The sequence below is a fragment of the Peribacillus simplex genome, assembly GCF_900156045.1.
In the GTDB taxonomy this organism is placed as follows: Bacteria; Bacillota; Bacilli; order Bacillales; family DSM-1321; genus Peribacillus; species Peribacillus simplex_D.
The window spans coordinates 246,460-268,707 of sequence record NZ_FTMX01000007.1 but is presented as its reverse complement, the minus strand read 5'-3'; the positions used below and the strand labels follow the sequence as shown (position 1 = coordinate 268,707).

At 40.1% G+C, this 22,248-nt stretch carries 23 protein-coding genes; 12 read left to right on the top strand and 11 right to left on the bottom strand.

The annotated features are described in order from the left end of the window. Positions 1–62: 62 nt before the first annotated feature. Together BW986_RS22835 and BW986_RS22830 are read left to right on the top strand one after the other, a co-directional pair. Positions 63–1,121 carry a DUF2157 domain-containing protein gene (locus tag BW986_RS22835; RefSeq protein WP_076371087.1) on the top strand — a complete coding sequence of 353 codons (1,059 nt, stop codon included), beginning with the start codon at positions 63–65 and terminating at the stop codon, positions 1,119–1,121. Continuing rightward, positions 1,114–1,650: a GDYXXLXY domain-containing protein gene (locus BW986_RS22830; protein ID WP_076371085.1), complete on the top strand. Its 537-nt coding sequence runs from the start codon at positions 1,114–1,116 to the stop codon at positions 1,648–1,650. Before BW986_RS22835 ends, BW986_RS22830 begins: the two co-directional genes overlap by 8 nt. An 84-nt stretch (positions 1,651–1,734) precedes the next feature. Here BW986_RS22830 and BW986_RS22825 read toward each other — a convergent pair whose 3' ends face one another. The 4 genes from BW986_RS22825 to BW986_RS22810 all read right to left on the bottom strand — a co-directional run bounded on the left by BW986_RS22825 (position 1,735) and on the right by BW986_RS22810 (position 5,221). Beyond that, positions 1,735–2,214, bottom strand: a complete 480-nt coding sequence (locus tag BW986_RS22825; RefSeq protein WP_076371083.1) for a C40 family peptidase — start codon at positions 2,212–2,214, stop codon at positions 1,735–1,737. Positions 2,215–2,406: 192 nt separating this feature from the next. Beyond that, entirely contained in the window at positions 2,407–2,679 is a 273-nt protein-coding gene (locus BW986_RS22820) for a phage holin (RefSeq protein ID WP_076371081.1), read from the bottom strand. Positions 2,680–3,089: 410 nt separating this feature from the next. Continuing rightward, a complete protein-coding gene (locus BW986_RS22815; protein WP_076371079.1) occupies positions 3,090–4,268 on the bottom strand; it encodes an LL-diaminopimelate aminotransferase in 1,179 nt (392 codons plus the stop codon). Positions 4,269–4,330: 62 nt separating this feature from the next. Next, on the bottom strand, positions 4,331–5,221 hold the full coding sequence (locus tag BW986_RS22810) for a TIGR01777 family oxidoreductase (protein ID WP_076371077.1): 891 nt from the start codon (positions 5,219–5,221) through the stop codon (positions 4,331–4,333). A gap of 217 nt (positions 5,222–5,438) precedes the next feature. On the opposite strand from BW986_RS22810, the gene BW986_RS30395 reads away from it, so the two are divergent. From BW986_RS30395 to BW986_RS22770, 8 genes are all read left to right on the top strand, one after another. Continuing rightward, positions 5,439–5,609 carry a hypothetical protein gene (locus BW986_RS30395; RefSeq protein WP_179086143.1) on the top strand — a complete coding sequence of 57 codons (171 nt, stop codon included), beginning with the start codon at positions 5,439–5,441 and terminating at the stop codon, positions 5,607–5,609. Positions 5,610–5,779: 170 nt separating this feature from the next. Further along, positions 5,780–6,193 (top strand): GNAT family N-acetyltransferase, encoded by a 414-nt coding sequence (locus BW986_RS22805; protein WP_179086142.1) that lies wholly within the window; start codon positions 5,780–5,782, stop codon positions 6,191–6,193. Between the two features lie 501 nt (positions 6,194–6,694). After that, positions 6,695–7,165 carry a DinB family protein gene (locus BW986_RS22800; protein ID WP_076371073.1) on the top strand — a complete coding sequence of 157 codons (471 nt, stop codon included), beginning with the start codon at positions 6,695–6,697 and terminating at the stop codon, positions 7,163–7,165. A 443-nt stretch (positions 7,166–7,608) separates the two neighbouring features. Beyond that, positions 7,609–8,196: a YjgB family protein gene (locus BW986_RS22790; protein WP_260320937.1), complete on the top strand. Its 588-nt coding sequence runs from the start codon at positions 7,609–7,611 to the stop codon at positions 8,194–8,196. A 223-nt stretch (positions 8,197–8,419) separates the two neighbouring features. Then, positions 8,420–10,009 carry a CehA/McbA family metallohydrolase domain-containing protein gene (locus tag BW986_RS22785; RefSeq protein ID WP_076371069.1) on the top strand — a complete coding sequence of 530 codons (1,590 nt, stop codon included), beginning with the start codon at positions 8,420–8,422 and terminating at the stop codon, positions 10,007–10,009. Positions 10,010–10,322: 313 nt separating this feature from the next. Further along, positions 10,323–11,147 carry an amino acid ABC transporter substrate-binding protein gene (locus tag BW986_RS22780; RefSeq protein ID WP_076371067.1) on the top strand — a complete coding sequence of 275 codons (825 nt, stop codon included), beginning with the start codon at positions 10,323–10,325 and terminating at the stop codon, positions 11,145–11,147. Beyond that, positions 11,131–11,835, top strand: coding sequence for an amino acid ABC transporter permease (locus BW986_RS22775; protein ID WP_076371065.1), 705 nt, complete (start codon positions 11,131–11,133; stop codon positions 11,833–11,835). Before BW986_RS22780 ends, BW986_RS22775 begins: the two co-directional genes overlap by 17 nt. Positions 11,836–11,864: 29 nt before the next feature. Next, positions 11,865–12,602 (top strand): amino acid ABC transporter ATP-binding protein, encoded by a 738-nt coding sequence (locus BW986_RS22770; RefSeq protein ID WP_076371063.1) that lies wholly within the window; start codon positions 11,865–11,867, stop codon positions 12,600–12,602. Between the two features lie 75 nt (positions 12,603–12,677). Here BW986_RS22770 and BW986_RS22765 read toward each other — a convergent pair whose 3' ends face one another. Further along, entirely contained in the window at positions 12,678–13,853 is a 1,176-nt protein-coding gene (locus BW986_RS22765; protein WP_076371061.1) for an MFS transporter, read from the bottom strand. 349 nt (positions 13,854–14,202) lie between these two features. Between BW986_RS22765 and BW986_RS22760 the strand changes: the two genes are divergently transcribed. Both BW986_RS22760 and BW986_RS22755 read left to right on the top strand, forming a co-directional pair. Further along, the gene (locus BW986_RS22760) at positions 14,203–14,913 is read left to right on the top strand and encodes a response regulator transcription factor (RefSeq protein WP_076371059.1); all 711 of its coding nucleotides are present in this window, start codon (positions 14,203–14,205) and stop codon (positions 14,911–14,913) included. Next, positions 14,910–16,310 (top strand): sensor histidine kinase, encoded by a 1,401-nt coding sequence (locus BW986_RS22755; RefSeq protein WP_076371057.1) that lies wholly within the window; start codon positions 14,910–14,912, stop codon positions 16,308–16,310. Before BW986_RS22760 ends, BW986_RS22755 begins: the two co-directional genes overlap by 4 nt. A 62-nt stretch (positions 16,311–16,372) precedes the next feature. On the opposite strand, the gene BW986_RS22750 is transcribed toward BW986_RS22755, so the two are convergent. The 6 genes from BW986_RS22750 to BW986_RS22725 form a co-directional block, all read right to left on the bottom strand. Further along, entirely contained in the window at positions 16,373–16,726 is a 354-nt protein-coding gene (locus BW986_RS22750) for a YxeA family protein (RefSeq protein WP_076371055.1), read from the bottom strand. A 5-nt stretch (positions 16,727–16,731) separates the two neighbouring features. After that, positions 16,732–18,651, bottom strand: coding sequence for an ABC transporter permease (locus BW986_RS22745; protein ID WP_076371053.1), 1,920 nt, complete (start codon positions 18,649–18,651; stop codon positions 16,732–16,734). Further along, positions 18,638–19,405: an ABC transporter ATP-binding protein gene (locus BW986_RS22740; RefSeq protein ID WP_076371051.1), complete on the bottom strand. Its 768-nt coding sequence runs from the start codon at positions 19,403–19,405 to the stop codon at positions 18,638–18,640. Before BW986_RS22740 ends, BW986_RS22745 begins: the two co-directional genes overlap by 14 nt. Before the next feature lie 178 nt (positions 19,406–19,583). Then, complete coding sequence (locus BW986_RS22735) at positions 19,584–19,874, bottom strand: DUF3817 domain-containing protein (protein WP_076371049.1); 291 nt, start codon at positions 19,872–19,874, stop codon at positions 19,584–19,586. Between the two features lie 204 nt (positions 19,875–20,078). Beyond that, the gene (locus tag BW986_RS22730; protein ID WP_076371047.1) at positions 20,079–21,140 is read right to left on the bottom strand and encodes a C45 family autoproteolytic acyltransferase/hydrolase; all 1,062 of its coding nucleotides are present in this window, start codon (positions 21,138–21,140) and stop codon (positions 20,079–20,081) included. 198 nt (positions 21,141–21,338) lie between these two features. Further along, positions 21,339–21,731, bottom strand: coding sequence for a DUF2283 domain-containing protein (locus tag BW986_RS22725; protein WP_076371045.1), 393 nt, complete (start codon positions 21,729–21,731; stop codon positions 21,339–21,341). Between the last annotated feature and the right edge of the window lie 517 nt (positions 21,732–22,248).

Below are 22,248 nucleotides of genomic sequence, written 5' to 3'. Positions count from 1 at the left end.
TTATATTCAAAGCTGCAAGAGAATACGATGTATAATAGTAAAATGTGGAAGGAGGAGTTACTTTGGCTAACAAAGAAATAACAAAAAAGCAATTCGATTTTCTTGAACATGAATTTAATTACCTTGAAAAGGAAGGAGTCATCTCCCAGCAAGAGAAAGTGAGGATGTTAGGTTCCTATAATGTAAAAGGCAATTTGAACTTCATCACGATTCTATTATCCATTGGGGCACTTCTTTTAGGTTTAGGCGTATTGACCTTCGTAGCCAGCAACTGGATCTATTTAAGTAAAGCGGTTAAATTCCTGCTTATCATTGCATGCCTCATCGGAGTGAACTTTGCTGGCGTTAAGGTGCAGGCACGCTTGCCCAAAACGTCACGAAGTCTGCATTATGCAGGTATCCTGATCTTTGGTGCAGGGATTTTTCTAGTCGAGCAGATGTTTAACATCAGCATCAATTTCAACAGTTCCTTTTTATTATGGGCGATCGGTACGGTATTCATTGGATACTATTTGAAGGATGTCTTTGTTCTCCTTTTTACATCTTTCCTGCTTTTCATTTATATTAACGGAAGTATATTCGTTGATGAAACGTCTTACCCGCTTGCCATTCTTATATTTCTACCGGCTTTATACATCCTGTTAAAGAAATTCGATTACCCTAAATATCTGACCTTTTTCATTAACGCTTTAGCCATCAATACAATTGCCTTATTTCTTATGGAATTCGTGCCAAAGCTGGGTTTCGAAAATTCGAATACGATTGTCCTATCCATTCTGTTTGTATTGGGAATCGTGCTTGCCTATATTCCGGTAAGAGCCAAATTACAAAACATCACACACATACAAGGGCATATCTTACACGGTATTACCGCACTCTTCCTTACCTTTGAGTTTTCTATCTGGTTTCCTTTAGCTTACTTCGTTTTTCTGCTTTATCTCATTCTAAAAGGCAGTTTGACCAGCATCGTGATATTATGTGCACTGATTTTCAGATATTACATCTACTCCTTTGACTTCCTGCCAAAATCGCTTACATTCATCATTGGTGGAATCATGCTTATCGGTTTTGGCTTCTTCTTTGAAAATCAACGAAAAAAAGGAGGGGAACTCAATGAGTAATCCATCATTCCGGCCACTCATCGTATTTTCCATTCCAGTCTTGATTCTGTTAGTCTTGGCGTTTCCTCCGGTCTGGACAACAATGACAGGAGACGTAATCAAGATCAAAACAGCCCCGGTCGATCCGACTGACTTGTTTAGGGGCAGCTATGTAGCTTTGAAATACGAAATTGAATCCGTTAAGCCATCACAAGTCGATGACTCGATTAAAACCGGGTTCAATGAAAGAAATATGGGCGATTATAAAAAGGTATATGTACGTTTAAAACAAAACACTGATGGACTTTACGTGGTTGATTACGTAACGAAAGAAAAACCCACCAAAGGCGTTTACCTAAAAGGCGAATTGGAAATCCCATATGAACTGCAAAATGCGGCAACCATTCAGATCAGATACGGTCTGGACAATTATTTCGCATCTGAAGAAAAGGCAAAGGAAATGGAGAAGGATGCATTGGCCAATCCTTCAGTGGCCGTGGTGAAGGTTCGTAATGGCAATGTTGTTTTAACCGATATCATCATTGAATGAAAACCCCGGATATGACCAGCAAAAAGAGCATCGGTTTTTCGATGCTCTTTTTGCTGGACTTTTTTCATCTTGAACATCAGATTGTTACTTAATGACCCGTTTTGCCCCAATATATTTTTCTTTCCAATACTTATCACTCATTTTGACCACCTTGACCCCTTTGGTGGTGGTCCCGACAAATGTACCATTTCCATAATAGATTCCCACAAAAGAGACCTGCCCTTTCTTACCTGTCGCATAGAAGACCAAATCGCCCGCTTTTAAATCTTTTTGGTTCACGGCCTTTCCGGTTTTATACTGTTCCGTGCTCGTTCTTGGAATCTTCATTTCCGTTGCGGCATTTTTATATACATACTGGGTAAGACCGCTGGCATCAAATCCTTTTGGAGTCGTCCCCCCATATTTATATTTGCTTCCCACCTGCTTCTTTGCCAAAGTGGCAACTTCCTCACCATAATTAATAGAGGCTGAAGCATTAGCCGGACTGAATATGAAGGCCATTAATAATGCTCCGATTAAAACTATGGCTGCAAGCCATTTTGAAACTGGTAAACTATAACTCATTCTTTTTCCTCCCCAAACTGAAAATGAACCACAATTTTAAATGTATGTTGCATTTCGGTTTTTAGACCAAAATCATTTTCTGCAATTTTCATCTCTGCCCAAAAAACAAATAACCAGGTAACGCCGTTGTGTAGCAAGTAACGGTGTTATCTGGTATACTCTACTCTTCAATAGATGAAAGAATAGTGTCCATTATTTAGGCTCATCGTATTGTCGGGCATTTTCACTGTCACTTAGACCTTTAGTGGTATGATCGACCACACCGCCGACCCCAAAGAATGTAAGCGCTATGAAGTTAATGATGCCTAAAGCCCCGTTCAATGCATCATCAGTGATGGTAAAGCCTATAGGTGTAATGAAATTGTTTATGAACGCGGCAACCATCTGCGCCAATATTAAAAGCCCGGGAAGGAGTACCGTGAATATAAACGTAGGATTCTTAAGACGCACTTTCCAGTTGATCATTGCTTTTCCCCCTCTCTATCATATTAAGCCCGCTTCATTTAAGAGAGTTGCGGACTTGCTATATATTATGCGGCTTGTCCATCTTACGTTCGGAAATTCCATTCATAATCTATCACGCTAGTTTCCCATAAACATAAAAAAGCCCATCCGAGGATGGACCTTCTCTTAAACTTCATAGTAGTGTTAAAAACACTAGAGAGCGCCTCACTTTAACAAGTAAATAACAACTTCCTCAAGCTCTATATACTCCTCACCGTGCCAGTTGATTCCTTCCTTTTAAAAATAAGCTACTGCCTCTATAGGTAAAATGATAGTCACCGTCCGCAAACCATTTCTATCAATCCCCTCGGAATGGATAGCGGCGGCAATCAAGCGTTCTTAAAACCTGAATATATTAAATGCTAGATTTTTTACACTCCATTTTTTTTCTCCAAAAACAATTTGATTCGTTCAGCAGCTTCTTTCAATCTCTCGGCCGGCTGGACCAAGGCCATCCGGACATACCCTTCACCCTGCTTCCCAAAAGCATCGCCTGGTACGACCGTTACCCCTGCTTTTTCAATCAATGCATAGGAAAAATCCCGTGATTTCCAGCCTGCAGGAATTTGGGCCCAAATAAACATGGTAGCTGAGGTTTTCGGCACATGCCATCCCCCTTCCGCAAGACCTGATATCAAGGCATCACGTCGGGCCTGGTATTCCTTAACCTGTTCTGATAGCAGCGAAAGATTGGAAGTTAGCGCCATCTCGGCAGCTTTTTGGATTGGATAAAAAACCCCATAATCGATGTGTGATTTCAACGTTCCCAGGATGTTCAGCGCCTCTCGATTGCCCACCGCATATCCAATACGGCAGCCGGCCATATTAAAAGTTTTGGAAAGTGAGTTAAATTCAATCCCCACTTCCTTGGCACCAGGAATGGACATAAAACTAATTTGCGGATGATCATCAAAAATCAACTCTGAATAAGCAAAATCGTGCACCACCATGATCTCGTTCTTTTTCGCGAAAGATATGACTTCCGAAAAGAAAGTTTCATCAGCAAGGGCGGTGACAGGATTTCCCGGATAACTGATAATCATCATTTTGGTCTTTTTCACTATTTCATCCGGAATACCGTTGAGCTGCGGCAGGAATCCATTTTCGGCAGTAAGCGGCATCGGATGAATGATTCCGCCGGCAAGCTCTACACTTGCTTCATAAATTGGATATCCCGGATCCGGCACCAGCACATAATCTCCAGGGTTTATCATCGCCGTTGCCAAGTGTGCAAGGCCATCCTGCGATCCCATCAGCTGGAGGACTTCCCTTTCTGCATCCAGCTCCACTCCATAACGCATCCGATAAAAATAACGGACTGCCTCATTGAATTCAGGCGTACCTTTTAACGTATACCCGTAAGAATTGGGATCCTGCGCATATTTCACAAGCGTATCCACTACAAAATCAGGCGGTGGTAAATCCGGACTTCCTACACTCAAATCGATAACATCCACCCCTCGTTCCATTGCATCCTGCTTGCGGGTCGCCAACTCTGAAAATATTCCTGTTGTGAATCTTCCGACTTTTTCAGATGGAGTCATATTCATTTTACGATTCCCCTCTCTTAATGATTTTCTATCTATCATTATAGCAATCAATCTCGAGTATTTTAAGAATTCATCAGTATCTGTTCCAGAGCCTCATCAAGATGATGGAATTTAAATGCATACCCCGCCTTTTCCAACCTCTCTGGAATGACCCACCGGCTTTTTAATATCAATTCCGTTTCGGTCCCCATAAAGAAAGCTCCCATTTCAAGCATGGGTGTTGGACAGGGAAGTCCTATCCTAATATTCATGAGCTTTCTCAAATGAGCCATCAGTTCACGATTTGTAACTGGATGAGGCGATGAACAATTGAACACCCCGCTCAACTCCTGATTCTTTCTCAGAAAAAGGACAATGTTAAATAAATCTTCTATATGTATCCAACTGAATTTCTGATTTCCTGATCCTTGATGGCCTCCCAATCCGAATTTAACCAAATTCCTATATGGGGTCATCACTCCCCCATCGCCCAATACAATGGCGATTCGTAAAGCAATTTGTCTCGTCTTGGGTAGCTGGAAATCGAAAAATGAGCGCTCCCACGCTTTCGCTACATCTACGGAAAAGCCTGAACCGATTACACCATCTTCCTCCGTCATTGGTTTATCTTCAGCATGCCTGTATATCGTTGCCGTACTTGAGTTTATCCATATTGAAGGAGGATTTTCACATTGTTCAATCGCCTTACCTAGCACTTCAGTCGTATCAGTTCGTGAATCCAATATTTCTTTCTTATTCTTGGCATTGTAGCGGCAATTGACCGTTTTTCCTGCTAGGTTGATTAACATATCCGAATGATCGATCGTTTCCCTTATTCCTTCTTTATCTTCCCAGCCAGTATGCGGGGTTTGCCTGGAGATGATCCTTATCTCATATCCCAAATTCCTGAAATGCTTTTCAAAGTATTGACCGACAAAACCAGTCCCGCCAGCTAAAACCACTTTCTTCAGCATATAACCAACCCGCTTTCTTTTAAGAGTGAATAGGTCGAATCATAAACACTTCCACTTTTTTGTGAATTACTTCACAAGTATACCATCTTATTACATTAATTGGTATTACGAATACATAACATACGCGTGCAACAATTGGTGAACTTGTCCAAGCAAAAAGGAATATTACACATAAATTAGTAATGTGGAAATTTATATAACAAAGGGGATGATTTCAGTGTCAAACAAAAAGCTAAGAAGAACTGGCGGTTCCAGTAATGGCAATTCTGGAAGTGAAAATAACAGCCGTAGGTCAGCCTTGAGAAGAATCTTAAATAATTTATTAAACAATAATAGAGGTACATCAATCAAGCAACCCACTTCTATCAAGAAATTTAAAAGGGATTAAGAGATTGCTTTTTTGAGATTAAGATGGAATTCCTTTGGAATTATTCTAAAGGAATTTCATCTTAATAAAACATTATGACTGATTTCAGAGTTTTTGTTATTTTTCCACATGTACAAGCTATATATTTCTGGTTAAAAACTGTTATATCTAATAGAGCTAAAGGAGAAATTATGATGTATTTTCGAGAATGGAAACCTAAAAAGGATATCAAGAAATTAACGGATATTACGGTAAGTAATTTTCGGGTTTCGCCTAATAAAGTGAATGAAATATTGCAAAAGTCACATAAGGTACTCGTAGTTTGTAATGATAAGGGTAAAGTAGTGGGATTTCTTTGTTATAATCTTTACTTATATAAAGTGGCTCATATTAATTATGTAGTACTTGACAAGAAATATAGAGGAAAAGGAATTTTGCAATCCCTTTTACCCGAATTAGTAACTTATGTGAGAAAAAAAGGGATCCTTGTAGTGTCCGGTTTTGTGAACAAAAACAACCCAGAAGCATTACAAAAGTTTAAAGCCCTTGGATTTAAACCGGTTTTAATTTATCATAATGACATTCTAATTCAATCCTTAATTTAAAAAGGTCCTCCTGCCACCTATTAACAAAGAAAGATTGATTAAAATCCCTTCTTTATCTTGTAATACAGTGCACAACTAATACGAATCATTCATCTGTTTTCCCCTTCATTAACTGGACTTCTCTGTCTCATACTAATCCCGATAAGGGATACTGGGGTTATACGGATATATGAATCATGTATCCCCCACGCAATGGAACAACTAGGGAATGAAATCGCCTGTAAATTCACACGGATTCATAGGCATTTCTCTGTAGTCTCTTAAAACCCTAATCCTTAATTTAATTCCTCTCCAGGCCGCTTCTATCTTAGGACTCCCATATAAAAAGCAACCAGAAAAATAAACAGGTCCTTATTTAAACAGAGGCGATACTTTACATAATAGAAGGAATACACAAAGCTGAACAGATTATTAAATTTTCTATATTTTCAAAATAACCCCATATCTTCAGCGTCCATTCGTGTATAGTTAAAATATACCTGCTAAAAAGGGGAGATAATTATGAAATCGATAGAACTAATCATCCTAAATCTGGAAGAGGTTAGAAGAAGAAACATTAAACTTTGGACATCAATACCTAAAAGCACACTCCATTGGAAACCGGACGACAAGGCGATGAGCTGTTTGGAAATGGTTAGACATGTCCTTGATAGTGAGCATTACTATCATTTATCCATTAAAAATCAAGGTAGTCTACAAGTTTATGAATCACCATTTGAAAAACAGCCACTTACCTCTGTTGAAGCGGAATTGAACTTTGCCGAACCTTATAGGCGTGATTTTTTGGAAACGATCAGATCCTTCAGCGAGGACGACTTATCCAATATTAAAATTGATCGCTCTAATATCGGATATATCAGGGATTTAGGTGACATGTTGTTAAGAATCGCTTATCACGAGTCTGTACATACTGGTCAATTATTGGACTACTTAAGAACTGCTGGAGTTCCTAGAATTAACGTTTGGGATTAATCACATCATTTTCAAAAGGTGTTTCATCATGGTGAAGCACCTTTTTTATTTTGGCTGTTTTCGCATACTTTGTTGCTATTTACCAAGTAAAGCGTTGTGGTTGACTTCCCCTCCAGATGCTCGCTTTCCGCGGGGCGGGCGGTGAGCCTCCTCGGTGTAAACGCCTGTCCCGCTGCTCCCGCAGGAGTCTCGCACTTGCGCTCCAATCAACCTTAAATAGTTTCGTTTTAAAAACAACAATCTTTACGAAAAGAGCCTTTATTTTTCGACTGCATGAAACATCCCTTATTGCCCTATAACCAAGCGGTTCAATCATTTTTACAGAATGAAAGATTGTAAAATGTACCTGATGCGCCACCATTATCAAACATTCCAATTGCTCATCCAAAAAATGTTTCATGCTAGGAAATTGTGGAAAAGTAATGATATAGGAGGGATAAGAAATGATGTTATCTAAAAAACCAGCTGCCAGAATGGTTAGCGCGGTTATTCTAACCGGTTCTCTTTTAGGGGCAGGTACATCGTTTTCAACAGAACCGGTTGAGGCTGCATCCACAATGGATTCCGCTTCTGCCATAGCTAAGGAACACGCTCTTACCACCTTACATGAGATCTACAATAAAGCCTTTTCAGGAGAAATGCCTTATACTGCCTTGGGTTTAAAAATCAATGAAAATACCCAAAAAGATGTATATGAGACATTCGGTTCCCCCCCTGAGCCAAGTAACACAGATGATACTTTTGACTATTACCATGCAGAAATGGGGCATCCAGGATTTGCATTTGCCTATAACGATGACAAGACCATTTCACAAATCCGATATTTTGGGACAAATATAGAACGGGACCATAATCTAGGAAGCATCACACCTAAAGTTTTAGGAAAACAACTCGGCAGTGCTGACGAAATACGCCATATTTCCAGTACGAATGAAATCAACTACATTTACAAGACAGGAAATTATGAACTTCAATTCATTGTTGGTGAAGATCAAACTGTAGATCATATCAATCTACTCGAAGCTAAATAATATTTACGGCAAAATAGTCGTTAAAGGTTGTAGAGAAAAAATTTTTTCTCTATAACCTTTTTTGTTACAAGCCCTTCCCCCTCCTTTCAATTTCTAAACCACTGTTACCGAAATCGGTCTTTCCTTTTACAAAAACCATACTCACCCCAAACGGATTCTTAATACTTTTACAATAAAATTAGCTTGTTCAATATTATTTCAATATATGGAGGGTGTCGGTAAAATGATTAATAAGTTCAGGGCTTTCACAGTTTCGGTTCTAAGCATAGCCATCCTTTTCCAGGGTCTCCCGGTCGCGGTTGCTGCAAAAGATGCAGAAGACAATCAGACAAATCCGGGAGGCAGATGGATGAAAGGGGAATATCATGCCCATACCACTCAGTCCGATGATGCCGCGGGATCACAGATCCTTGAGAGCTTGCTAAATAACGCATTTAATAAATATGGCTTGGATTGGATGGGAATTTCCGACCACTTGAGGATGTCTTCAAGGGATGATGAGGGACATTTGATTCCAGGCGGTCCGATACCGCTGTCTCAGGGAATCATTCAATATCAAGCCCCGAAAATGGAACAACTGCAAAAAGAGGGCAAATTTAAAAATAAAGTCATCTTTTCAGGCTTCGAATGGGACATGCCTACATACGAGCATGTCGGCATAGGCATTTTGGGAGATCAGCCGGGCTCACCTAAAAGCCTGAAAGCTGGCAATCAGTTCGAATATCTGTTCACCAACCAGGATGAAAAGTTGTTTGATTCTAAGGATGTAGCCGTCTGGAAAGCACAGGATCAAAGAGCCAATAAGACATCCGAGGATGCTCGAACAGCATTGGCATGGCTTGAGAAAAATTATAAGCATACAAGTTATGCCATATTGAACCACCCATCAAGAAAGAGGGTTTACAACATATCTGATTTTCGTGACTTCAACAATATCGCCCCGGATGTCATGTTCGGATTTGAAGGTATGCCAGGTAACCAGATGGAGCCAGATCGAGGCGGTTTAAATCTGGCAACACCGGAAAACCGGACCTATGGCGGATCCGATTACATGCTTGCTAAGGTGGGAGGTGCATGGGATGCGCTTCTTGGGGAAGGCCGTAAGTTCTGGAATTTTTCCAATTCGGACTCCCATTTCGAAATCAGTGAAAATCGCCTATACTCCAGCGGCTACTGGCCAGGAGAATATTCCAAGAATTATACATGGGTAAATGGCTCATCAATAAAATCCGTCCTTGACGGCATGCGATCTGGGAAATCCTTCTCCGTTTTCGGTGACTTGATCGATGCCCTTGATTTCCAAGCTAAAAACGGAAACAACAAGGTTGAGATGGGCGGGGACCTTAAGGTGAAGGAAGGACAGATGGTCAAGGTCACTATCCGATTTAAGAGCCCTAAAAAGAACAACAACGGGGACTCCGTCAAAGTGGACCACGTGGACCTAATTTCGGGGGAAGTAACAGGGAAAGCGGTTCCTGGAACACCTGCTTATAATAAAGCCACCAATGATACGTCAAAAGTGGTTAAACGCTTTACAAGTAAAGACTGGAAAACCGATCGCGATGGTTTTCATACCATCACTTACAAAGTCAAAGCAAATAAGGATCAATATTTCCGTTTGCGAGGCACGAACCTAGGGGAAAATGTCTCTGGAGAAACGATGGACGGTGAACCGCTGATCGATACAAAAACTGAAATCGAGGATAACGAAACGCGTTTTTCAGAAATAAACAAACGTAACTATAAAGACCTTTGGTTCTATTCGAACCCTATTTTCGTCAGTGTGGAGGATAGGAATCATGATAAACACTAAGTTGAAAAGTATCCTGCAATAGTTCTGGACGCTCTAAAGAAGCCCCCTCTCCACTTAGCTAATAATCGACGTGGAAGAGGGCCTTTTTGTCCCCTTGGATTCTTAATGATCCCTTCCCTTCCTTTAAAATCCTTCCTCGGATAACGATACATCTTTCTTTTAGTATTATTTCACTTCAATGCGTGAAAATCCGTATAATTCACCAAGTTTCATTAACACTAATGATGTAAGTTATTTTCGTTGACTTTTTTCCTTTTCTTGTATAGTATCACAGAGTATCAATCCCTATCAGATTACTAGGAGGTTTACCCAAATGAAAAAAATGGTTGCACTTTTATCGCTATTGTTAGCTTTCACGGTTGTACTTACCGCTTGTGGTACCAATAACAAAAATGAGGCAAACGATACCGACAATAAATCTTCATCACAAGAAAGTCTATATGACAAAGTTAAAAAAGATGGCGTATTAACTGTTGGAACTGAAGGTACATATCCTCCTTTCACATTCCACGATGATTCAGATAAACTAACGGGATTTGATGTTGAAATTGCTAAAGAAGTGGCAAAACGCCTTGGAGTGAAAGCTGAATTCAAGGAAACACAATGGGACGGCATGTTTGCAGGCTTGGATGCTAAACGTTTTGATATGATCGCAAACCAAGTGGGCATCGATGAAGACCGTCAAAAGAAATATGATTTCTCTGACCCATATATTCAATCAGGGGCCGTATTGCTTGTACACAAAGATAATAAGGATATTAAATCCTTCGATGATTTGAAAGGCAAGACCTCTGCACAATCTTTAACGAGTAATTACAATGAGATAGCCAAATCACATGGTGCTGAAGTTACAGGCATTGAAGGGTTTTCTCAATCCGTACAGCTTATTGGTTCTAAACGTGTAGATGCCACGGTCAATGACAAATTATCGTACCTTGATTATAAAAAGCAACACCCGGATGCACCTATCAAAGTCGCTGATGAAGAAAAAAGCGGAGTCCCGAGTGGTTTAATGTTCAGAAAAGACAGCGGCAAATTAGTGGAAGAAGTAAACAAAGCACTTAAAGCAATGGAAGACGACGGCACGTACGCGAAAATCTCGGATAAATGGTTTGGTGAAGATGTTTCTCCTAAGTAATATTTTCACCGACCCCGAGCGTATGGACCAGCTTGTTTCCATCGCTCAAACCTCCCTCTATCCTATGATAGAGGGAGCTATTCAACATACGATTCCACTAACATTGATCACATTCGTTCTCGGCCTTATTCTCGCTGTACTCACAGCATTGGCTAGATTATCTTCCATTAGGATTCTTCAAATAATTGCGCGTGTATATGTGTCGATCATCCGCGGGACACCTTTACTTGTGCAATTATTTATCATTTTCTATGGACTTCCAAACTTAGGTGTAACCATTGATCCTTTCATATCGGCCATTATAGGATTCTCTTTAAATGTAGGAGCATATGCTTCGGAAATTATCCGAGCAGCCATTTTATCGATACCAAAAGGGCAATGGGAAGCAGGCTATTCAATCGGGATGACATATACCCAAGCCTTAAAGCGGATTGTCTTGCCGCAAGCAGCGCGGGTATCCATTCCCCCATTATCCAATACGTTCATTAGCCTTTTAAAAGATACATCGCTTGCATCACTCATTCTTGTAACGGAATTATTCCGCAAAGCCCAGGAGATCGCTGCAAAAAACTATGAATTTCTACTACTATACATGGAAGCAGCTGCTTTATATTGGATTTTTTGCACGATTCTATCTTTCATTCAAGGAAGTTTAGAGGACAGACTTAATCGTTATGTAGCAAAATAAGAACCGCAGTAGTTAAAGGAGATTTTAAAATGATTAACATTAAGAATCTTCATAAATCATTTGGTGACCTTGAAGTATTAAAGGGCATCGATTTGGAAGTGGAGCAAGGTAAAGTCATTGTATTGATCGGTCCTTCGGGTTCAGGTAAAACAACCTTTCTTCGGTGTTTGAATCTCCTTGAGGTGCCAACGGACGGGACGATTGAAATCGATGAAACAGTAATGGACTTCAAGAAGCCCGTTAGAAAAAAATCGATTACATCTTTTCGCAGTTTGACAGGGATGGTTTTCCAAAGCTATAACCTCTTCCCCCACAAAACGGCATTGGAAAATGTAATGGAAGGCCCCATCATTGTAAAAAACATAGCCAAACATCAAGCGAAAGAAAGGGCTGCCTCCCTGCTTACAAAAGTGGGCTTAGGTGAAAAAATCGATTTTTATCCATTTCAATTGTCCGGCGGACAGCAGCAGCGAGTCGGAATTGCAAGGGCCCTGGCCATGGAGCCTAAGGTCATGCTATTCGATGAACCTACGTCCGCTTTAGATCCCGAACTAGTCGGAGACGTGCTACAGGTCATGAAAAACCTGGCGAAAGAAGAAGGCATGACAATGATCGTGGTGACCCATGAAATGCGTTTCGCCCGTGAAGTCGCCGACGAAGTCATTTTCATGGATGAAGGAAAAATAATGGAGCGGGGAACACCCGAGCAAATTTTCACAAATCCTAAAGAAGCGCGTACACGTAAATTCCTCAATATGATTCAATAAAACACGGTGCTATTCAAGCACCGCTCGCGGCCACCCCCCATTTTTAGAAATGGGGGGTATTTGCATATCATTAAATTAATGAGATGCTTGGACCTGTTCACTCTGTGTCCGTGCATGGTATAACTGAAAAAGAATCAAAGCAAAAACGGAAAGGATTGCGCCCGATATAAATGGTAAATCAATCGAAATCGAAAATAACCAACCGCCTATCGGGGGACCAGCAATCCTGCCGAACGAGTCGAATGAAGATAGCAGGCCAGTGACACTGCCATGGCCCGTCATGGAACTTTTGGTCAGCAGTGCCGAAATTGCCGGCCGGATGAACCCATTACCCAATCCGAAGATGGTCAGGAAGATCGCCGATGTCCAAAAACCGGAAGAGAACAGGATGAGAATGAAACCAACTGCCGACACGATGATTCCCATTCGGATAACCGCGCCTTCCCCATATTTCTTTGTCATCCTACCCACTAATCCACCTTGAACGATCGCACTGCCAAACCCCATGATCATAAAGATATAGCCTAATTGTACAAGACTTATATCAGCCTTTTTGGCTGCAAAATAGGCAAAAGTCGTTTCGAGTCCTGCCATTGAAAGGGTAACGATCATTTGCAGAAAGAACATGGTTTTAAGTGGCCCTTTAAAGGCTTTCCACATGGACTCTTTATTTATTGACTGTTGTGCCCTCTTTTCAACCGTATGTGATTCCTTTAGTATCGCGATCACTAAGAATAAAGTAATCAAAGAGGATATTCCAGCAATGTAAAACGGTAAGTTCAAACTTGATTTGGAGAATACCCCGCCAATCGCAGGTCCGAAGATGAATCCAAGCCCTGTAGCGGCCCCGATGATTCCCATCCCTTTTCCCCGATCTTCCGGCGTCGTGATATCAGCCACATACGCCATTGCGGTTGGCATGTTTGCCGATGACAAAATCCCCCCAATGATCCTGGCTACAAATAATACCCATAAGGAATCTGCCGAAGCCATGATGAAAAACGAAAGGGCCAGTCCAGCAATCCCGATAATCATGACAGGCTTACGTCCAATCCTGTCAGATATACGTCCCCACATCGGGGCAAAAAATAATTGCATTAATGAATAAACAGCCATTAAAAGACCAAGCTCTGTAGGACTGCCACCAACCTTTTCGGCAAGGAACGGAATGACGGGAATGATGATCCCAAATCCGACCATGACTAAAAACATCACTAAAAAAAGAACGGGTAACACCTTTTTTGTTTCCATTATTTTTTTCTCCTTTTATTCTTCCACAATCGCTACGTACTTTGGAACGAATTTCTGAATCCTATCACTTAGCATAATCTTCCTAACAATACTTTAAACAGTTTATCATACAACCTTTACCAAATCAGTATGAAGCATGATCTTCTTTCGGAAACTCCCTTAACAAAATAAGAACCAGGCTCAGAATCCTGATCTCTACAGTAACTTTTCATGTTATGGTACTTTCGTTTTTTCGACTCTGTTTCGTGAAAATAATGGAATGAGTTCGTTAAATATCTTTCCTCCCCTTATTTTTTCTTAAGGGGTGCTCTATACTGGAGGGTATGATTGATGTTTGGGAGGTAGCAGAATGTCTAATGATCAGTGGATTTTAATTATTGACGATGAAGAAGATTTGGCACGTCTCATGGAGACAGTTTTACATAAAGAAGGTATCCCGAATATTGTTACGGCGGGGACGATTGCGGATGGGTGGGCAAGGTTTCAGGAGTTCGATCCATCACTGGTCTTGCTTGATATAATGCTGCCTGATGGTGAAGGCTATGATTTATGTAAGCAAATTCGTGAAGTGTCGAATGTGCCCATTTTATTTTTGTCGGCAAAGGATGAGGAAATTGATAAGCTTCTAGGGTTGGCGATTGGCGGGGATGATTATATTACCAAACCATTCAGTCCGAAAGAAGTGGCATATCGGGTAAAGGCGCAGCTGAGGCGTGCGGGCTTTTCAGAGGAAAAGGCGGCTCCGAAAAAATTTCATGTTGGTCCTTTTGAGCTTAGCGCAAATGAAAATGAGGTGAAAAAGGATGGCAAAACGCTCGAGCTCACAGCTAAAGAAATCGGACTGATGAGCTGCTTTATGCATCACCCGAATCAGATCTTGAGCAAGGAAACTTTATTTGAACATGTGTGGGGCGATGATTTCTTTGGCTCTGATAATACAGTAATGGTGCATATTCGCCGTTTACGCGAAAAAATCGAGGCAGATCCTTCAAAGCCCTCTTTTTTACTAACCGTCAAAGGGCTTGGTTATAAACTGCAAACCAAGGGTGAAACAAGATGAAGTGGAAATTGACACGGCGCTTTTTAGGATCCGTTGTGACAATTGTTGTAATCGTAGGGGTCGTAAATACAATTTTACTTTTATCCCTACTCTTTTATCGAGCCATGCATAATTTCGAGGCAGAAGAAGTTTCTGCTGAAAACTTCAGCAGAACATTTTCACAATATGTGGAACTAATCGATAACAAACCGATCGTAAATGAAGAAGGGCTGGAAAAACTGCGGAACAATAACGCCTGGATTCAATTTTTGAATGATGAGGGTGAGCAAGTTGCAGCCTTTTATACACCGCAAAAATTGCAAACCGTATATTCTCCTGTTGAAATCGTCCAAATGTATAAGTATAAGGAAATTGATGCAGAAACGACTGTTTTTGTCGGCGAAGCCCATAATTTCAGCTATTTTGTAGGAGTTAAGGAACAGAAAATTGGCCGCTATGTAATAACCTATGATTATGAAAAAGTTTTTAAGAACTTTAACATCTTACTAGTAATATTTTTAATCGTGGATATCCTCATTGCATTAGTCATTGGATTCTTATTTGGAAAGAAATTAACGAGTCCGCTGAACATATTAATAGAAGGAATTCAGCAGCTTCGGGAGCGGCGCTTTAAAAAAATGAGCATACCAAAAGGCGTTTATGAAGATGTATTTCGCAATATGAATGAACTATCGGTGAAGTTGGATCAGTATGAAAAAGAACGTGATCAACTCGACCAAATGCGTGAGGAATGGATTAGCAATATTTCTCATGACATGAAGACACCACTTGCTTCCATCCATGGTTATACAGAATTGATGAAAGATAACGCCACTGAATTAACACCACAGGAATTGTATGAGTTTACATCCGTTATCAATAGACAGTCCGTTTATATGAAAGATTTGTTGGATGACCTGAATTTAACGATGCGCTTGCGCAACCAACGACTTCCTTTGCAATTTGAAGATATTGATATCGTCGGGTTTATAAGAGAAATGACGATCGAGCTTTTAAATGATTCACAATTTGGTGATCAACAGGTTGAGTTTGTGGCAAATGTGGACAAAGCAACACATAAGGTGGATAAAAAATTACTGAAACGGGCGATTTTTAACCTTATCTATAACGCGCTAGTACATAACGAGGAAAATGTCGTTGTGAAAATACAAATTGATGATCTTGGTCCACAATCTGAACTGCATACCCAAATTACCATTGCCGATAATGGCCGCGGTATTCCCGCCAAAGATTTAGAACAGGTTTTTGAACGCTATTATCGAGGTACGAATACTGCCAGTACACATGGGACCGGTTTAGGAATGGCCATTGCAAGGGACATCATTCTGGCTCATCAAGGTAAACTAGATTTGACTAGCATTGAAAATAAGGGAACCACGATCACGATACTTTTATAAGTTTTTTTCTTGCAGAGAAAAGGCTGTCCATAACTTACAGACAGCCCTTCTTTCCTATTTATTTATTTTGTTTGTGCCTTTTTTGGAATATCCTCGAATTTCACTTCATCATATGACGAAACTTCATCACCATTTTTCACGTACATCTTTAAGTAAGCATCTTTTCGAAGGTTTTTTTGTGCCGTGAATTCAAGCGGTATCGTTTCACCATCTGCATTTTTGGCGTCAAGTTTATAAGAATAATAAGTCATCACTGAACCATCGTCCAGTTTGGTTTCATGTTGTACCCCGTCCTCTGTAATTTGCAAATAATAATTATCGGCATTCATGCGGTTAAAGTCGATTTTAGTAAGCGCGATGACTCCTGCCGCTCCCAGTATAAACAAAATGCCGACTACCATAAGAAATTTCTTCATCTTGATCATCCTTCTGTTTTATTATTTTGTAAGATAATACGATTATAGGAAGCTACCGTTAAGATATAATACAGACCGTAAATAACCGTATAAGCGGCCATCCAGATCAACACAGGTTTTGCAAGATCCATCATCAATAAGCCCGAGAAGGCTTTTAAAGCAACCGCACTGTGTAATAACCCCACTGCCAGTGGAACGAAAAAGATTACAAGCACTTGTGATGCAATGGATTTCCGCATTTCTTTTGCGTTAACGCCCATCTTATGAAGCATATTGTATTGTGATTTATCTTCCTCTGCTTCCGTTAGAACTTTAAAGTAAATGATGCTGCCTGTTGCCGCTAAAAAAACCAGGCCCAGAAAACTTCCGATAAAGAGTAATGATCCTACACTTTCGATGCTTGTTTGGAAATCTTGAGGGGCACTGGAAAATAGAGCTTCTTCAGGCACTTGTTTTGCAATTTTTTCAGATAAATCCGTGGAAGCTTGATCAACACCGATGACACGATATTTTAGCGCTTCCCCTTCTTTTTGCAATGATTTAAATTGCTTATTCGATACGACCACTGCAATGCCTGCTGTTCCGGCATTTAGTACTGTTTGTGTTTTAAAGCTTTGAAATGTGATTGCCGTGTTGTTTTCTGTCCTGATGGTCTTGTCCTTGTATTCAGGTGAGAATCTTTTGTCATATCCAATATCTAAAATGACTGCTTTGTCATTATTCACATACAGTGCCTCCTTGCCTTGCACTTCTGCTAATTTGTTATATGTTCTTTCATCGATTATCGTGTAAATCCGTTTATCCGAGCTATCGAATGCCGAACCCTTATTCAATTCTTTTGTATTAAATGTGACAGATAGTGCTTCGACATTTTCATCATACTTTGTATTTGGCAATACAGCGCTGACTTGATGATCGCTTTTTGCATCCGTTTGCTGATACATGAAGGTATTCGGATCAACGGTCATAACTTGGTCATTCGCGTTGTAATAAAGACCATAAACCGCACCGCCAGCCGTTACCGTTGTAGCACTTAACATAGCAATTACGGTCAATGTACGTGCATTTCCCCGAATGCGATATAGCAATTGCGAGATCGTCATCAGGTGCAGGCCTTTCCATAGCCATCTTTCATTTTTCTTAATCACGGCCAACACAAAGCCTGTCACGCTATGAAACAATAAAAACGTACCGGCGATGACCGATGTCAAAATAATGAGTGCCGTCATTAAAAAGCCGACCTTTTCCCATACTTTAGAAGTAAAAAGATCTTGCATCGCCAACCAATAACCCATGATAATCAGGAAAATCCCCAGAAAAGCTACAATCATCGATGGCTTCGGTGCAGCTTCCCCCTTTTTCGATGCATGGAAAAGATCAATTAGTTTAAATTGATAGATCAAACGATAGCCCTGGAATGATGTCACCAAGAAAATCATAAGAAATACGATAGAGGTGTTCAAAGCTGCAGATCCCGAAAATGTAAATGGTGCCATGACATCATAGCCCATTAAATAGATCAAAATCGTCATGAATCCTTTTGAACAAAGAAATCCAAGTAAAATCCCCACAACTAATGAAACCAAACCTAGCAATAGATTTTCAAAGAAGAGCATAAAACCAATCTGACGATTACGTACGCCAAGCAATGCATATAATGCCACTTCTTTTTTACGTTTTTTCATAAAGAATGAATTGGAATAGGCAATAAAAATGGCAACGAAGAAAATCAGGATGACTGCCGCACCACTCATCAATGAATCTAATTTCTGTGATGAAGCCGTTTGTTCTGCAACTGTATCGCTATATTTTAATGTTACAAATGTGAAGTAGATGATAATGCTAAATACCATGGATGCGATATATAAAAAATATTGGGATAGGTTCCGAGCAATATTTTTCCTCGCCAGACTAAATAACGTCATCTACCTCACCTCCAATTGTTGCAAGGACATCCATAATTTCTTGGAAGAAAGCTTTGCGTGATTGACCACGACGATAAAGTTCTGTTGAAAGCGTACCATCCTTGATGAAAATGATCCGCCTGCAGAAGCTTGCGGCATATGCATCATGTGTCACCAACATGATGGTCGAATTATTTTTTTCATTTAGTTCACTTAAGCTTTCCAGCAGACCTGTTGCCGATTTTGAATCAAGTGCACCTGTTGGCTCATCAGCAAGGATCAATGCAGGCTCCGTCACAAGCGCTCTGGCTGCAGCTGTTCTTTGCTTTTGCCCACCGGAGATTTGGTAAGGGTATTTAGCTAATAAATCTTCAATCCCAAATACTTTAGCAATACGATTCACCAAGTTAGTAATTTCTTTCGCTGGAACTTTCGCAATAGCCAGTGGTAATAATATATTTTCCTTCACAGTCAATGAGTCGAGCAAATTGTAATCCTGGAAGATGAAACCAAGATTATCACGTCTGAAATCCGTTAAATCTGCCCCTTTCATATCGTGAATGCTCGTATCATTCATGAAAATTTCCCCTTCAGTCGGCGAATCAATGGTTGCCAACATATTGAGCAACGTCGATTTCCCCGCTCCTGAAGGTCCCATGATTCCTACAAACTCCCCTTCATGAATGTCAAAAGATATATTTTCCAACGCTGTGTAGGCAGCACTTGATTTACCATATGTTTTTTTTATATTTTCCACTTTTAATAATGGTTCCATTTGTTTCACCTCTTCAGTATTGTTGATAATTATACTTTACATGCTCATTCTTACAGCATCTTTGTGCCAACCTTACAGCAAGCTTAAATCCATAAAAAAACGCCTTTCATTTAAATGGAAAGGCGTTTTTTTATGGATTTTTCAAAAATAAAAGTATTAGGGCATGATTCTTTATCATTTAACTTTGCTTCAATAGCCTGTGGTCGATTACAAAATTCCCAAATGGGATGAATGAAACGATGAAAATCATCGCCATTTTTAAAAAGGACCATTTTGATATGATGCTCACATAAAGTAATAAAAGCCCAAACACGACAAATAAGAAACCATGGATGCTGCCTAAAATGAGTGTTGCTTCCCCAATATCCAATATGTACTTAATGGGCATACCAATGCCAAGCAATAAAACATATGAGATTCCCTCGATTATTGTAATGAACCGAAACCATCCAATAGCTGTAGAAAACATTCGCACATCCCCTTATTCATTGTACAAGTACGGCAAATAAACAGACCTCAACTTCTTTTTTATAATCCAAAATCTGTTACTCTATCTTATTATATTACTGTGACACCCCCTAATAAATAGTACCAGGTTTTCCTAAAAATAGAACAATAAAAGAAGCCCAATCCAAGGATTGGGCCAGTTAACAAAGTAAGGTTTAAATTTACTTCAGCGAAACCAATTCGCCCCCTCATCCATATGCACGAAGGGTATATCCGTATCAACCACACCTCTGATTCGTTCTAACTCAACATCTTCCCCTTCGAGCCATTTTGCAAAATCTATTGAAGTCGGCTCCTGGTTCCCTCCCAAAGCAATCCAAGCTTTCATCTCCTTAGGTAAATAAGCGGATGTATGAATCGTTCCTGCCCAGCTGCTATATAAATCCGAGAAGACACCTTGATTGGTATCATTAAACAATCGATAAGCATCGTAGGCAGATGAAAGTCTCCCTTCATGTTCTTGGATGATCTCCAATCGGCGTTTCGAATCGATGAGATGGTTACGGTTTTCATTTTTCATGATTTCAAAGTGATTGGTACAGGCATTTGACGTGCGCACCTCTACATTTCTCGGAGAGGTTTCAACGATATAGGTACTTCCGCTTTTATCATAGACGACGTAAGTGAAGGAATGACGATGCGGGATTTCCTTCAACATCGCGACCGCTTCCTGTACGTTCGCACAAGATTCAACAATCAGTCTGCCAATCATGCAGCAAATGAAACCATCACCAGGGTTCTTGCGATTCATGAAATTATAGCCTATCACCAAACCTTTTTCATTCATTCCATCCATCCGGCCAGTTCCTCGCTGACTCGGGCCGATGCTTGAATACCCTTGATCGGTTGGCTGGAATAAGACATAGCGTCCTTCATATGTCTTTGGGTGATAATCATAATTGCGAATGAGATAATCATCGCCAGTCATTATGGAACAGCCCGACCGGACATAATCCAATCGGTATCCACCGAACTCTTGCAGCACGCGGTCCATTGGCCATTTCAGCGCTTCTTGCAACCCCAGTAATTCCTCCCAAACTCCAGGGGCGAATTGTGTAATTGCTTTCTTGACCTCTTCTTCCTCAACCGTAAACCGCGGCTGCCTGATCTTCCACTGATCTACACGATTTTTTACCGTTAGTGAACCTTTTAATTCCTCCCCTTGCATGTATCCAAACTCATAATGTGTACCCCGAAATTGTATGACATCACTATATATTTGCTTCACGGCTGATCCCTCATTTACAGTAGTTGCTATTCATTAAGGATACTTGAAGTATTGTTGAAAATAAAGAAGATAAACCTTAAAATTCCCCATGGTTTGTCTATAATTTAATTTACCTTTAAAAATGAAAATAGCCCCTTTCAATTAAGAAAAGGACTTTTTCTATCAGAATTAAGCTTCAATATCTATTGTCTTTTAGAATCATTCTGTAATGAATTTCAAAGATTCCCCGTTGTACTTCTTTATATCAACTACATCAAAGCCCACAAATTCTTGAAAATCATTGTCCGCAAAACAAAAGTCAATTCCTTTAAAGTTAAACTTACTTTTTATATCCTTTTCAGTTAAGCGGAATGAAAATTTCTCTCCATTTTTCTTATAAATTTTCCTGCTTCCAGCTATTTTAGACAACTTTGATGTTATTGGGCCAAAAAACTCGATCCCTACTATTCTACTACCTTCATCAATATCTAACTCTAAATATTCATTTACTTCTAATTCAATAGTAGACTCTATCTTATACTTTACTGATGAGGGTAAAGTATATAAATATGCTAACTCTGCTTCTTCATCATATGTAACCCTAGATTTCATTTTATCCCTACTTCCACATTGATTTAGGTTTTCCTGTTTTTATAGATAGCTACCATTTGTTACTGCTGGTCTCTTAACTCTGTGAAAGAGAAATTAACATGGACTATAATACAAGGCGCCAAAATTGTTTTATTACCTTCTGTGTGTGAGAACTGCGGAGGCAGGATATTTTCTTTTGATAATGAAGAGACAACAAACAAAAGCCTATTATGATGAAATGGGTAAGGAAAGTGCAATACTCTTTTCTTGGACAATAAAAAAAGGCTCTTTTCGTAAAGATTGTTGTTTTTAAAACGAAACGATTTAAGGTTGATTGGAGCGGAAGTGCGAGACTCCTGCTGGAGCAGTGGGACAGGTGAGACCCCACAGGCGTTTACGCCGAGGAGGCTCACCGCCCGCCCCGCGGAAAGCGAGCATCTGGAGGGGAAATCAACCACACCGCTTTACTTGGTAAATAGCAACAAAGTATGCGAAAACAGCCTAAAAAAAAGACAATATTTTAGTTTAATTAAATGGA

Excerpts from the sequence above, each read along its gene's own strand:
- BW986_RS22830 (WP_076371085.1), top strand. The coding sequence starts at position 1,114 with ATGAGTAATCCATCATTCCGGCCACTCATCGTATTTTCCATTCCAGTC.
- BW986_RS22825 (WP_076371083.1), bottom strand. The coding sequence starts at position 2,214 with ATGAGTTATAGTTTACCAGTTTCAAAATGGCTTGCAGCCATAGTTTTA.
- BW986_RS22820 (WP_076371081.1), bottom strand. The coding sequence starts at position 2,679 with ATGATCAACTGGAAAGTGCGTCTTAAGAATCCTACGTTTATATTCACG.
- BW986_RS22815 (WP_076371079.1), bottom strand. The coding sequence starts at position 4,268 with ATGAATATGACTCCATCTGAAAAAGTCGGAAGATTCACAACAGGAATA.
- BW986_RS22810 (WP_076371077.1), bottom strand. The coding sequence starts at position 5,221 with ATGCTGAAGAAAGTGGTTTTAGCTGGCGGGACTGGTTTTGTCGGTCAA.
- BW986_RS22805 (WP_179086142.1), top strand. The coding sequence starts at position 5,780 with ATGATGTATTTTCGAGAATGGAAACCTAAAAAGGATATCAAGAAATTA.
- BW986_RS22800 (WP_076371073.1), top strand. The coding sequence starts at position 6,695 with ATGAAATCGATAGAACTAATCATCCTAAATCTGGAAGAGGTTAGAAGA.
- BW986_RS22790 (WP_260320937.1), top strand. The coding sequence starts at position 7,609 with ATGATGTTATCTAAAAAACCAGCTGCCAGAATGGTTAGCGCGGTTATT.
- BW986_RS22785 (WP_076371069.1), top strand. The coding sequence starts at position 8,420 with ATGATTAATAAGTTCAGGGCTTTCACAGTTTCGGTTCTAAGCATAGCC.
- BW986_RS22780 (WP_076371067.1), top strand. The coding sequence starts at position 10,323 with ATGAAAAAAATGGTTGCACTTTTATCGCTATTGTTAGCTTTCACGGTT.
- BW986_RS22775 (WP_076371065.1), top strand. The coding sequence starts at position 11,131 with ATGTTTCTCCTAAGTAATATTTTCACCGACCCCGAGCGTATGGACCAG.
- BW986_RS22770 (WP_076371063.1), top strand. The coding sequence starts at position 11,865 with ATGATTAACATTAAGAATCTTCATAAATCATTTGGTGACCTTGAAGTA.
- BW986_RS22765 (WP_076371061.1), bottom strand. The coding sequence starts at position 13,853 with ATGGAAACAAAAAAGGTGTTACCCGTTCTTTTTTTAGTGATGTTTTTA.
- BW986_RS22760 (WP_076371059.1), top strand. The coding sequence starts at position 14,203 with ATGTCTAATGATCAGTGGATTTTAATTATTGACGATGAAGAAGATTTG.
- BW986_RS22755 (WP_076371057.1), top strand. The coding sequence starts at position 14,910 with ATGAAGTGGAAATTGACACGGCGCTTTTTAGGATCCGTTGTGACAATT.
- BW986_RS22750 (WP_076371055.1), bottom strand. The coding sequence starts at position 16,726 with ATGAAGAAATTTCTTATGGTAGTCGGCATTTTGTTTATACTGGGAGCG.
- BW986_RS22745 (WP_076371053.1), bottom strand. The coding sequence starts at position 18,651 with ATGACGTTATTTAGTCTGGCGAGGAAAAATATTGCTCGGAACCTATCC.
- BW986_RS22740 (WP_076371051.1), bottom strand. The coding sequence starts at position 19,405 with ATGGAACCATTATTAAAAGTGGAAAATATAAAAAAAACATATGGTAAA.
- BW986_RS22735 (WP_076371049.1), bottom strand. The coding sequence starts at position 19,874 with ATGTTTTCTACAGCTATTGGATGGTTTCGGTTCATTACAATAATCGAG.
- BW986_RS22725 (WP_076371045.1), bottom strand. The coding sequence starts at position 21,731 with ATGAAATCTAGGGTTACATATGATGAAGAAGCAGAGTTAGCATATTTA.